General features: G+C 69.1%; 7 protein-coding genes and 1 pseudogene. 2 read left to right on the forward strand and 6 right to left on the reverse strand.

Annotated features, from left to right (window positions below; genetic code table 11):
- The 3 genes and pseudogenes from VF697_RS02460 to VF697_RS02470 form a co-directional block, all read right to left on the reverse strand.
- Nucleotides 1-672: pseudogene (locus VF697_RS02460) on the reverse strand (hypothetical protein); the annotation flags it as partial.
- Nucleotides 673-824: 152 nt separating this feature from the next.
- Nucleotides 825-2711 carry a tetratricopeptide repeat protein gene (locus tag VF697_RS02465; RefSeq protein ID WP_331091847.1) on the reverse strand — a complete coding sequence of 629 codons (1887 nt, stop codon included), beginning with the start codon at nucleotides 2709-2711 and terminating at the stop codon, nucleotides 825-827.
- A 178-nt stretch (nucleotides 2712-2889) separates the two neighbouring features.
- Nucleotides 2890-4761 (reverse strand): ATP-binding protein, encoded by a 1872-nt coding sequence (locus VF697_RS02470; RefSeq protein WP_331091848.1) that lies wholly within the window; start codon nucleotides 4759-4761, stop codon nucleotides 2890-2892.
- 213 nt (nucleotides 4762-4974) lie between these two features.
- Between VF697_RS02470 and VF697_RS02475 the strand changes: the two genes are divergently transcribed.
- Nucleotides 4975-5544, forward strand: coding sequence for a hypothetical protein (locus VF697_RS02475; RefSeq protein WP_331091849.1), 570 nt, complete (start codon nucleotides 4975-4977; stop codon nucleotides 5542-5544).
- Here the strand turns inward: VF697_RS02475 and VF697_RS02480 are convergent.
- Both VF697_RS02480 and VF697_RS02485 read right to left on the reverse strand, forming a co-directional pair.
- On the reverse strand, nucleotides 5534-6640 hold the full coding sequence (locus VF697_RS02480) for an EAL domain-containing protein (RefSeq protein ID WP_331091850.1): 1107 nt from the start codon (nucleotides 6638-6640) through the stop codon (nucleotides 5534-5536). The two genes, VF697_RS02475 and VF697_RS02480, sit on opposite strands and share 11 nt — an antisense overlap.
- An 18-nt stretch (nucleotides 6641-6658) precedes the next feature.
- Entirely contained in the window at nucleotides 6659-8113 is a 1455-nt protein-coding gene (locus tag VF697_RS02485; protein ID WP_331091851.1) for a hypothetical protein, read from the reverse strand.
- Between the two features lie 180 nt (nucleotides 8114-8293).
- Between VF697_RS02485 and VF697_RS02490 the strand changes: the two genes are divergently transcribed.
- On the forward strand, nucleotides 8294-11821 hold the full coding sequence (locus tag VF697_RS02490) for a tolB protein precursor protein (protein ID WP_331091852.1): 3528 nt from the start codon (nucleotides 8294-8296) through the stop codon (nucleotides 11819-11821).
- 65 nt (nucleotides 11822-11886) lie between these two features.
- On the opposite strand, the gene VF697_RS02495 is transcribed toward VF697_RS02490, so the two are convergent.
- On the reverse strand, nucleotides 11887-12354 hold the full coding sequence (locus VF697_RS02495; RefSeq protein WP_331091853.1) for a hypothetical protein: 468 nt from the start codon (nucleotides 12352-12354) through the stop codon (nucleotides 11887-11889).
- Nucleotides 12355-12491: the final 137 nt, after the last annotated feature.

Consider the following 12491-nt stretch of genomic DNA (forward strand, 5'->3'; position numbering starts at 1 on the left):
GGGGGCGAACGAGCGCCCCTCGTCCGCGCTCCGGCGGAAGAACACCTGGGAGCCATCGTCCCAGACGGCATAGACGTTGAGGCCCGCGGCCGCGAGGTCCACGTCGCCGCCCCTTGCCTGTTCGTTGAGCTCGATGGCCGGCTCGAAGGAGTCGCCAAAGTCATGGCTGGCCCGGAAGAAGAGGTCGCCGTGCTTCTCCGAGCGGGTCCACGTCACGTAGACGTTCTTGTCGGTGGCGACGATGTGGGGATCGCTCCCGCGCTCGCTCAGGACCTGGACGGGGCCAAAGGTCACCCCGAAATCATGGCTCGTCCGGAGGCGGATGCCCTCCTCGACCCAGACCACGTAGACGTTCGCCTGGGACTTGCTCACCTGGACGTCCGAGGCGCGCGCGTGACTGTTGCTCAGGTTCTGGGGCTGGCTGAAGGTGAGCCCCCGATCGGGACTCGCCCAGAAATAGACGTCCCCGTAACCCGTCCGCATGTCGATCCAGGCGGCGAAGACATGGTTGCCCACGACCTCCACCGTGGGTTCACGCGAGGTGGACTGGGTCTGGCTGAAGTTCCCCGCGATTCCGAAGGCCTCGCGCGAGGAGCCGGTCTGGGGGACGAGCAGCGCCACCACCCCCGCAACCCACCCCAGAGCGCTCCACCGCCATCCGAAAGCCGTCATCGCGAGCCCCCCGCCGTGCTGGCGACAGATGAGGCCAACTTCGCTATTCAGACCGCTCGGCTGAACTGCACGGGGGCCTGTGTCCGATGCCGTCCACCGGACAGCCAGCGGGCGCCTCCAGGAGACGGACTTCCGAGCGCGCTCCTCCTGGCCTACTCCAGGCTGGCGCGGTGCTGGAGGTGCTCCTCGAAGGACTCGAGCTCGGGAAACCCGGGGTCCTGGGCCCTCAGCTGCCCCAGCGCCTGACGCGCCAGCTCCACGTCACCGTGGAACACGAGGAACCCCGTCCCGCGCTTGCGCTGCTCGGGAGTCGCGTCCGGCGCCCGCACCACGGCGGCCCAATAGCGGCTGGCCTCCGCGGGCGCACCGAGCTCGTCCGCCACGACCGCCCGCTGCGCGGTGAGCGCCGCGGGCTCGCCCTCCCGTTCGGGCGGAAGCGCGGCGAGCGTCTGACGGGCACGGCGGAAGGACTCCCGCAGCTTCGGCACCGTCTGCGCGTCGAGCACCTCCACGGCGTCGAGCTGCCGCTCGGCCTCGTCCCAGCGCTGGAGGCGCGCGTAGGTCATGGCGAGGTTGAGGCGGGCGCGGTGCCACTTCGGCTTCTTGGCCACCATGTCCTCGAGGATGGCGATGGCCTCCGCGTGGCGCCCGAGCTTGCTGAGCGTCACGGCCAGGTTGTTGTAGGTGCGGGTCCGAGGATTCTCGAGCTCCTCTTGGACGCCCTGCTCGATGTAGCGCAGCGCCTGCGCATAGCGGCCCTCGTCCATGAGGTACCCCGCCAGGCCCTGCAGCACCTGCGAGTTGCCGGGGCTGCGCTCCGCGATGGCCGCCTTCCACACCAGGTACTCGTCGGCCCAGACGCGGTTGCGCAGGTGGGTCGCTCCCACGAAGGCCACCAGCAGCACCGCGAAGCCGCAGAGCGCCGCTCGGGGAGCACGTCCCACCCCGTGCTCCACCGGGCGCACGAACGCGATGGCGCCCATCGCGAGGGGCACATAGAGGAAGCGATCCGCCGCGAGCACATTGACGTCCAGCGGGAAGATGTGGAGGACCATGCCCAGGGCCGTCAGGCCCGCCACGAGCGCCCCCACCTGCAAGGGCTTCAGGCGTGCGCGCCAGCGCCATGCCGCCAGGGCCCCGCAGACGAGCAGGACGCCGCCCAGGACTCCCATGGCGACCCCCGGAGCGAACAGGTCTCCGATCTGAAGCTCGGGCCTGAGCGGATCCACCAGCATGCGGGCGTAATGGGCGACGGCGGCCAGGCCCGCGCCGAGCCGCTGCATCAGCGGCAGGTAGACGGGAGGCTCCACCGAGGAGGCCACGTCCGCGAGGTGCGCATGCACCCGGAACGCGCCATAGACGGCCACGGCCACCGCGAACGGCAGGACGTGCACCCCCGCCCCGAGCAGCGGGCGCTTGTCGCGTCGGGCTTCGACCACCTCCAGCGCCACGATGCCCACGAGCACCGCCGCGGCGACCTCCTTGCAGAACAGCCCGAGCAGGAGCGCGACGGCCGCGAGCCCACGTCGCGCGTGCGCTCGGGGGGCCGTGCTGTGGAGCAGCCACGCGACGAGGGCGAAGAGCGTCGAGAGGACGTCCGTCCTCCCGGAGACCCAGCTCACGCTCTCGGTGAGCCGGGGGAACGTCCCGAAGAGCGCGGCGGCGATCGCGGCCGCCAGGGGCGAGCCTCCCGCCCTCCGACACGCCGCGAAGACGAGCAGCGTGACACCCAGGTGCAGCAGCAGGTTGGTCAGATGGAAACCACCCGGCTGGCCGTTCCACACCTGCCACTCGAGCGCGTAGCTCCACGTCACGAGCGGGCGATAGAAGTTGCGGGACACCTTCAGCTTCAGCGAGTCGCTCCAGAACATCCGCTCGAAGTACGTGCTCGGCGGAGCCAGCTCGCGGACGACCTCCTGCTCCTCGATGAGCGAGTGGTCATCCCAGACGAAGCCCCCATCCAGCGCGTTCGCATAGGCGGCGAGCACGGCGATGAGGGGGAGGCAAAACACCCAGCGCCAGAGCCTGGCCGAGCGCATGGGGAGCTGCTGCTCCGATGGGGAGGGAGGAACCCCCGGGGTGTTCATAGGGGGGAACTTCTATCGCGGCTCCCAAGGCCATCGGTAGCATTCCGGTGGGGTCTCTCACCGCCCTCCCCCTCGGCAGCCATCCAGCCACGCCCTCCAGGCAGGCTGGCGGAGCGAGGGTCGTGGCAGGCTACCCGGTGGCGGTCCCCTCCTGCCTCAGCGGTCGGCGGGGCAGCTCCACGGTGAAGGTGGCTCCCTGGCCCAGGGTGCTCTCCACCTTCACCGTGCCGCTCATCGCCTCGAGGATCTGCCGCGTCACGTACAAGCCCAGGCCGAGCCCCCCGTAGTGCCGATCCGACACAGCCCGCTCGAAGCGGTTGAAGATGCGCCCCAGGGCCTCGGACCTGATGCCTATCCCCTCATCCTGGATCACGAGCCGGGCCCGGTCCTCGTCCTGCTCGACACGCAGGTGGATGGGCTTGCCGGCGCCATACTTGATGGCGTTGGACAGCAGGTTCGACAGGATCTGCTCCAGGCGGATCCGATCCCACTGGCCCATGATGGGACCGTGCGCGTGGAGCTCGAGCCCGCACCCGGCACGTTCCGCTTCGGGGTGGAACCGGGCCACGACCTCGCGCGTCACCTCCGCGAGATCCACCGCCTCCACCTGCAACCGCAGGCGTCCGGTGCTGATCCGCGACACGTCCAGCAGCTCATTCACCAGGTCCGACAGGCGCTTCACCTGCCGGCGCATCACCTGCACCTCCTTGCCAAAGCGCATGGCCTTCGGGGAGCCCGGCTCGGCCTCGAAGTTCCGCTCGAGCGCCTGGAGCCGGAGACTCAGCGGGGTCAGCGGCGTCCTCAGCTCGTGGCTGGCGACGGAGAGGAACTCGTCCCGGAGGCGCACCGCCTCTTGCAGCTCCGCCAGCAGGCGCTCGCGCTCGGCCCGCTGGCGCTTCTCCTCCGTGGTGTCCCTCAGCTCGATGACGGTGCCCACCGCCGTGCCCTCCTCGAGGATGGGGCTCGCGGTGAAGGCCACCGGGTAGAAGCCGCCGTCCCTGCGAACGAAGATGTCCTCCCCCTGCTCCTGGGCACGGGTCGGCAGCGCCCGATCGATGGGGCACTCCGCCATGGGGTAGTGCGTTCCATCCGGCCGGGTATGGTGGAGGACGTCATGCAGCGGCCGGCCCTGCACCTCGGCCAGGGTGAAGCCCGTGATCTTCTCCGCCGCGGGATTCATGAAGACGCAGTGCTGGCGGGCGTCCATCATGAGGAGCCCCAGCGTGGCGTTGTGGGTGATGGTGGCGAGGCGCCGCTCGGCCTGCTCCAGCCTCCGCCGCGCCAGCACCTGCTCGGTCACCTCGAAGCCGAAGACCATCACCCCCTCCGTCTTCCCATCCGGTCCCGGCAGGGGCTGGTAGACGAAATCGAAGTAGCCCGTGCGCGGACTCTCGGGGCCTCCCACGTTGGCGGGGGCGTCCTTGCCGAAGCAGGGCTCCCCCGTCTGGTACACCCGGTCCAGCCGCTCGTAGAAGCCCTGGCCCTCCAGCTCGGGCTGCGCCTGCCTCACCGTCTTGCCCAGCAACTCCCGATCGCCGAGCAGCCGCGCATAGGCGGTATTGACGAACTCGAAGACGTGCTCGGGTCCCCGGTGGATGGCGATGAGTGCCGGGGCCTGCATGAAGAGACGCTGGAGCCGTGCGCGATCCACCTCGGCCTGAGCCCGAGCGGCCCGCTCACGCACGTTCAGCCGGGTGATGAGGGTGGAGATGACGACGAAGAGGACGACCGACAGGATGTCCTGAGAACCCAGGGACAGCGAGTAGCGCGGGGGCAGGAAGACGTAGTCGGCCGCCACGGCGGACAGGACGGTGCACAAGAGGCCAGGGCCCCCGCCCCCCTTCCATCCCGAGAGCATCACCGCGCCGAAGAAGAAGAGGAACGGCGTGGCCCGGACGTAGGGCAAAAGAGCGAGTTGAAACAGCAGGGCCGCGCTCGTGACCAGGACGGCGAAGCCATAATCCCGCCAGGGGAACCGCTGCGCGCCAGACGTCGTCTCCACGCGGCGTTGCGCTTCCAATGGCAAGGGATTTCCCAACACGTCCACCTCCGTAACAAAGCAGCGAGGCAACCGCACCCGGGTTCCCAGGCACGAAACAGGTGCGCGGGGCCCGCCCGAGAAGAGCGAGCCTGATGGCACGGCCAGGAGGCGGGCTCACAGGCCCTCTCCGTCTCGTGTGTGCCGGAACATCCTCCGGTGGACACATTCGCGGAGATGACTGGCTGGCTCCCACTCTCCCTGACCCTGTTGTTCGCACAGACCCCCACGAGCGCGCCCACCGAGGAGGAGCAGCGCGCCGCCCAGGAGCTGGAGTTCCGAGAACTCCAACTCCAGGTCGAGACCCTGCGGGCCCAGCTGGAGGCTCAACAGCAGGAGGACCAGGGCCACATCCAGGCCCTGCAGCAGCAACAGGCCCTCCAGCAGGAACGCGCGGGTGCGCTGGAGCAGCTCCGGCAGCAGCGCCTGGTGAGCCTGCAACGCGCCTACGACTGGCTCATCACCGCGGACCAGCTCCTCGAGAGTGGGGAGCTCGCCGTTGGCCCGTCCATCGCCTACGCGCAGCGGGAGATCTCCACCGCCCTCTCCACCGCCGCCGACACCGGCCGCGGGCAGACCGTGCGCCTCATCGAGAGCGCGCTGGAGCGGCTCTCCACCGTCAATGACGCCGTGGACGAGCGCGACGTCTACCCGGCTCGCCAGCAACTCCAGGCGGCCGGGGCCGAGCTGCACGAGGCTTGGCGGCTCACCCTCAACCGCCCCGGCACCACGCTCGTCAATCAGTGAAGGTGAAGTGCGGCGTGTCGCTCTTGGGCGGGCTCGCCGGCTTCGCGATCAGGTAGCCCTGCACGAAGTCCACTCCGTGCGAGCGCACCCAGCGCAGCTCCTCGGGCGTCTCGATGCCCTCGGCCACGGTGAGGATGCCCAGCTTCTGCGCGAGCTCCAGCAGCTTCTCCGTGATGGAGGCCTTGTACGGATCCTGGTGGATGCCGCGGATGAGCTCCATGTCCAGCTTCATGATGTCCGGGCGGAGCTGGTGGATGAGGTTGAGCGAGGAGAACCCCGCGCCCAGGTCATCCAGCGCCACCCGGAAGCCCGCCTGCCGGTAGTAGGCGATGAGCGACTTGAGGTGGTTGGCGTCCGGCGTGTGGTCCGACTCGATGATCTCGAACACCACGTGGCTCGGCGGGATGCCCAGCTCCGAGATGGCCGACACCGTCGAGCGCAGGCAGAAGGCCGGATCGTAGATGGCCGTGGGCGTGAAGTTGATGAAGATGGGAACCTTCAGCCCCAGCCGGGCGGCCTCGCGCACCGCCGACAGCCGCGCCGCCAGATCCAACTGGAAGAGCATGTCCGCGTCGCGCGCCAGCGTCAGCATCTTCCCCGGGAACACCAGGGAGCCATCCCGCTCGAGGCCGCGCAGCAGCGCCTCGTAGGCATAGACCTGGCGCGTGTCCTTCGCGTGGACGATGGGCTGGTAGTGGCTGGTGACGCGCTTCTCGGCCAGCATGTCCACCAACCACCCGGCCCGCGTCATGGTGAGCAGCTGCGTGAGCGAGCCCACCCGCGGGAAGTCCACCAGCCCCGGCTCTCCCTCTCCCTGGAGGAAGAGCGCGCGCGTGGCCCGGGCCTCCTCGCCCGTCAGCGAGCCCACCACGTCCGCCACGAAGGCGCCCAGGTGCGCGCCTTCCAGCCGCACCGCCACGCACTGCGCCTCTGGCGTCACCTGGAACTGGCGACCGGAGTCGCCCAGCACGCGCACCAGCTTGCCAAAGCTGTGGCCCAGCGGCAGCCAGAGGAAAAGTCGGCCCATGCCCTCCAGCTCCAGCTTCTCTGGAAGGGACTGGCACCGCTCACATGGCTTCGAAACGCTCTGAGTCATGCTTCCACTCAACCCTGGTCACGGAAGCTCACGGAAGATGAGCAGCCCGCGCGATGTGTCCGTCGCGTAGATGAGACCGTCTCCCGGTACCTTCACGTCACCGAGCCCATCCAAGAAGAAGCGTCCCCGGCCCGGGTCCGTCTCCCGCCAGCTATTGTACCAGCCCGCCTGTCGGAGCGTGTTGGGGTCGGACACATCCAGCACTCTGAGTCCGTCCTGGTTGTGCGCCACGTACAGCTTCGTCCCCATCAACGTCAGTCCGCTCACGGTGGATTCCGGTCTCAGCGTGAAGCGCCCCAACTCCTTGATGTTGCTAGGATCCTCCACGTCGAGCGCGCGCACGCTCGAGCCCCACCCCTCGCTGGACTCGAAAACGACGGGGCGCCCTCCCACTTCGCCCACCGCCACGGAGCGACTGGTGGCGCTTGCGTACGAGTAGCGCCCCAGCTTCTCCGGCAGTTTCGGATCCTTCACGCCCGCCACCGCCAGCCCGTAGCGCCAGTGGGCGATGTAGAGCTGATTCCCGAGGGCCGCCGCTTCCACCGGGTTCTCTCCCTCTTCGGGCAGGCTGTCCTCCACGATGTAGCGCGACAGCAGCGTGGGCGAGGCGGGCGTCGTCACGTTGTAGATGAGCACCTCGGCGCGCGGCACCGGCGAGACCGCGTAGAGCCGGTCCTGCTCCAGGTACAGGCCCCACACCGACACGGCGAAACCCGCGCCCGGCAGCGACGTGAGCCGCTTGGGGGAAGCCGGGGTGCTCACGTCGTAGAGGAGGAGGCCCTCCGCCTCGCTCGCGATGTAGAGCGTCTGGTCCTTCACCCAGACCTGGCGCCAGATGTCGCCGCGCGAGGGGACCGCGACGAGCTGCTTGGGCGCGGCCGGGTCCCTCACGTCGAAGACGAAGAGGCCATCTCCCAGCGCCGTCACGTAGGCGTGCCCGTTCGCGATGAAGAGGTTCATCGGCACCACCCCGAGCGGCAGGGCCAGCTCGGACACGAGCGTCACCCCGGACGCCTCGGCCTCACCGGCCAGCCGCGTGACGCGTACCGCCTCGAAGGAGCCCTTGATGTCGGCCTCGCCCCCCGAGCACCGGCGGAACTCGCCCCGCACATGGCCCGGCGCGGACGCCTGGCACCCCGCGAGCGCGAAGCGCGTGGGAGCGAAGCCGGCCTCCTGGAAGTCACTGGCCAGGAAGAACGTGTCCGCCCCCACCTGACGCTCGGTGATCGGCGAGTCGAAGATCACTCCATTTTCGGCCGCGAGGTTCATCGAACCCGGCGTCTCGGCGCCATTGAGGACGACGTTCAGGTGCCAGACGCCCTCCGCCGTCACGGCGGCCAGCCCCGACCGGTCACAAGCGGACAGATCAAAGGCCTCGAGCTGGCACTCCTTCTTCTCGACCTGCTCCGTGTTCGTACAGCCGGTGGCAGTGAGGAGCAGAACCCCTGTCGTGTAGAGGAAAAAACGATTCATGGGCCCTCCATACCGGGCGCTGGAGCAAGACAAAAGCATTGGTTCAGCCAACACCTGAAGGCGTGAGGACGTGTACCGCTGAGCAATCAACGCGCGGCGCTCGCCTGCCCACTCGCCTATATGGGGGAGCCTGCCTAGGTTCGGTCAGTCCCTCGTCTCCCCACCCGGGAGGTCGCCCCTGTGAATCACCGCCTTCTTATCGCCGCCCTGCTCGCCGTCCTCCTCCCGGAGGCAGCGCTGGCGCAGACCTATGTCGTACCGCGTCGGGCCTACCGCTCTCCGGTACGCACCTACGAATTCGAGTGGCGGCACCTGGACATCCTCGTCGGTCCCCATGCCGAGGGGGTGGCCGCGCCGCCCGCCCACCGCGCCCACACCCAACCGCCCGGCGCGCCGGGTGGTCCTACTCCCACGGCGCCCACCCAGACGCAGATGCGCTCGCCGGGCGCGTCCAACTCCGACACGAAGACGGTTCCCCCGTCCTCCGCCGTGGCCCAGAAGGAGCCAGGCAAGTCCGACGAGGAGGGCACCGGCGGCAGCTCCATCGAGTCCATCGAGCCGGGGTCTCCCACCCCCGTGGTGGACACGTCGGACGGCGGCACGGCCACTGGAAGTGGTCTCTATGTCCCGATTGCCCTGTCCACGGATGGCGGCACCCCGGACGCGGGCCCCACCTACGCCAAGTCGCTCGGGGACAAGAGCGGCGGCGTGCGCTTCTACTTCTACGAGAACGAGCGCAACGTGGCCCAGTACGCCGCGCCCCAGCTCGAGGACACGTACCGCTACCTCGTCGATCGCTTCCAGTTCGTCCCCACGCAAACCTTCCCCTACATCCTCTACAGCAGCTACCAGGAGTTCCTGCAGACCAACGTGATGGCGGTCTCGGAGGGAACGCTCGGCGTCACCAGCACCCAGGGCCACCTGGAGCTGGCCCTGCCCTACATGGGGGACCACCGCCTCTTCGGGGAGATCAGCACCCACGAGATGGCGCACCAGTTCACCATCCAGAAGGTCCGCTTCCTCGCCGAACAGGCCAAGGTGTCGGGGGATCCGCTCAACGGCATTCCCCTCTGGTTCATCGAGGGTCTCGCCGAGTTCTACGCCAAGGGCGGGTTGGATCCCGAGGGCGAGATGATGGTGAGGGATCTGCTCATCAACCCGGACCTGATGCGCGGCTACGCCTTCCTCGACTTCTGGTCTCCCGGGCCCTACGGCTTCCTGTGGATCTACAAGGTGGGCCAGGCGCGCTGCCAGTTCCTCGAGGAGACGTACGGGGCGGGCATCATCCAGAAGCTGCTGGAGAACTCGCCCAAGCTCATCTCCGGCACGGGCACCACGCCCAACCTGCAGTTCGAGGGGCTGGTGGAGCTGCTCACCGGAGACGAGCCGCCCAAGGTCGCCTCCAAGTTCGAGGCGTGGCTGAAGCAGCGCGCCTACCGCACCTACCTCAAGGCCGAGCAGACCAACACCTCGTTGGATCTGCTGCGCGAGCGCAAGGGCATCGTCACCGCGCTCAACAGCTCGCCGGATGGCCGGGTGCTGATGTACCGGAGCATCGTCCCGGAGACGGGCGAGAGCCAGCTCATCATGCTGGACCCGCGCGATCCCGATAAGACGGTGAAGGTGCAGGGCGACGGCGTGCCCGGCTACGAGTCGCTGCACCCCATCTTCGGGCGCAACTTCGCCCTCACCGGGGACCGGCTGGCCTTCGTCGCCGAGACCCTGGCGCGCGACATCATCTACGTGCAGTCCTACAAGCACACCGCGGACCCCGTCACCGGCTTCGGAGGGACGATGGCGTCCCCGGGCCGCAGCCCCTACATGGCCACCGCCACCGGGTTGCAGAAGACGCCCTCGGTGAAGGTGCGCTTCGAGCTGGGCGAGCGCGTGGGCTACACGCTGGCCAACCACGGGCTCATCGCCGCGTACTCGCCGGTCTTCTCCCCGGATGGCAAGCAGCTCGCCTTCATCGGCCTGAGCGAGGCGGGCACGCGTGACGTCTACGTGCTGCCGCTGGACCAGGGCCTGGACGTGACGCCCCAGCAGATCACCCATGACGTGTACGCCGAGCGCAGCCTCACCTGGGGCCAGGCCGGCCTCGTCTTCACCTCGGACGCCACCTCGCACGGCTACTACAACCTCTTCCGGGTGAAGCCGGAGAACGCCAGCCAGGTGGAGCGCCTCACCACCGAGGCGCGCGACCATCAGGATCCCACGGTGCTGCCGGACGGCCGCCTCTTCTTCGTGGCCTACGACAAGAGCCGCTCGGACCTGTACGAGTACACCGGCGGTGGCGGCCTCGTGCGGCGCACGGACGTGACCACCGGCCTCTTCGAGCCGAGCCCCGGGCCCGAGGGCAACCTGTGGACGCTCTTCCACCTGTCCGGTGAGCGCAAGCCGGCCCTGCTGCGCTCCAACCAGCTCCTGTCCTTCGCGGTGGAGGACACGGCGAAGGTGGCGGCCGCGCCGCCCAGCGCCCTGCCGCAGCGCTCGCTGGTGGGCGCCGAGGCCTACAGGCCCTTCACCCGGGAGAACATCGACCTGGGGCCCATCCTCGGCTTCGCCGGCGCGGGCGGCGGCGGCTTCTACGGCCAGCTCTTCGCCTCCGCCACGGACCGGCTGCGCAACCACGCCGCGCTCTTCCAGGTGGCCGTCTACGGCTCGCTGGAGCTGACCGACGGCTACCTGCTCTACCTCAACCAGCAGAACCGGCTGACGTGGGGTGGTGGCCTCTTCCAGTCCCTGCGCTTCCGCGTGGATCCGACGCTGCGCCAGAACGCGGGCAACCTGCCCTACAACGCGCTCGTCTCGGGCGAGCGGTTCTTCGGCGCCACCGGTATCACCCGCTACCCGCTCAGCACCTTCACCTTCCTGGAGGCCAACCTGAGCATCGGCGGCGTGTCGTACTTCCTCGACCCGACGACCTCCTTCATCCTCAACCTGGAGGAGGTCAATGGCGTCGGTGACCTGTACACGCCGTGGCGCCAGGCCAACGAGGGCATCCGCTTCCAGACGGAGGGCTCCGTGGCGTGGGGTTACAACACCCTGCGCTACCACTACACGGGCACGCCGCTGTCGGGCAGCTCGGTGCTGACGGAGCTCACCACCGGCGTGCAGCCCTTCCACAGCCAGGTCTTCGGCAACGTGCGCGTGGACGCCGAGCGCTACTTCCCGCTCTTCCTGGGCAGCACCCACCTGCTGCTGCGCGGCGGCGTGGGCACCACCTTCGGCGGACGCTTCGCCCGCTCCTTCTACCTGTCCAGCTTCGACACCATCCGCGGCGCGCAGTTCGGCGACGAGGAGTGGCTGCTCGGCCAGCACTACGGCTACTCCACGCTGGAGCTGCGCGTGCCGCTCGACGCGCTCATCCGCATCGCCTTCCTCAACACCCTCATGGGCGTGGCGGGCGTGGACTTCGGCGGCGTGGGCGGCTCGGCCCGCGACGTGTGGGACCACCGCGTCCTCGATGCCGCCGTGGGCATCAACGTCGGCCTCGGGCCCCTGCTCCTGCGCCTGCACTTCGCCTACCCGTTCGACATCAAGGCCCGCGCGGGCCGCCCCGCCGACAAGTGGGTGACCCAGTTCTCCATCGGCCTCGCCGGACTCGAGGGCTATCTGTTCAAGGGGCACGGCACGCCGGGCGCCAAGGCTCCCCCCTCGCCTCCCGTGAGCCTCGGCGGCATGGGAACGCGGGTGGGCGGGAACTGACGTCCATGGGTCCGGGGTGAGGCGAGCGGTAGGCCCTCACCCCGGCCCGTTGCATTCCAGGCGGCTCAGGACTGGGCGGCCACCAGCGCGGCGTTGGCCCTCGCCAGCGGGCCTCCGTCGTGCGGAATGCGCTCGAAGTCACCGCGCAGCGCCTTGAGGGCGAACTTCTCCAGGTCGATCTCCTTCCGCGTCCGCACCCCCAGCACCCGCACCACCTCCGCCAGGGGGCCGAAGCCGAGCAGGCCGTGCTGCAGCAGCAGTCCCGCCGCCACGCCGCTCACCACCCGCCAGGCCTTCCCGTCCCTGGCGCCCAGCACCAGCCCGAGCACCGAGACCGCGGACGCCGCCACCGTCACCATCCGGTTCAGGTCCCACTCGCGCTCCAGCTTGTCCAGGTATTGGGTGATGGCCGCGCGGTCCTGCTCCGCCATGTGCCGGACGCACCCCTCCACCCGGTCATCAATCCGCCGGTTCACCCCATCCGACGTGTGCGTGCGCACCGCATCGCTCGACATCCGGTTCCACGACTCCATCGCGCCTTCCTCCCGGCTGGCAGGCCATCTGTCCGAAGCTAGGGATGGGCTCGGAACCCGGGCACTTCAGGCGAGCGGGCATGCCTGTCTGCCCGCCCGCTCCCACTTGCCTCCGCTCACTGCTCAGCCAGCGGGCG

The organism is Archangium sp. (assembly GCF_036388035.1).
Classification (GTDB): domain Bacteria; phylum Myxococcota; class Myxococcia; order Myxococcales; family Myxococcaceae; genus Archangium.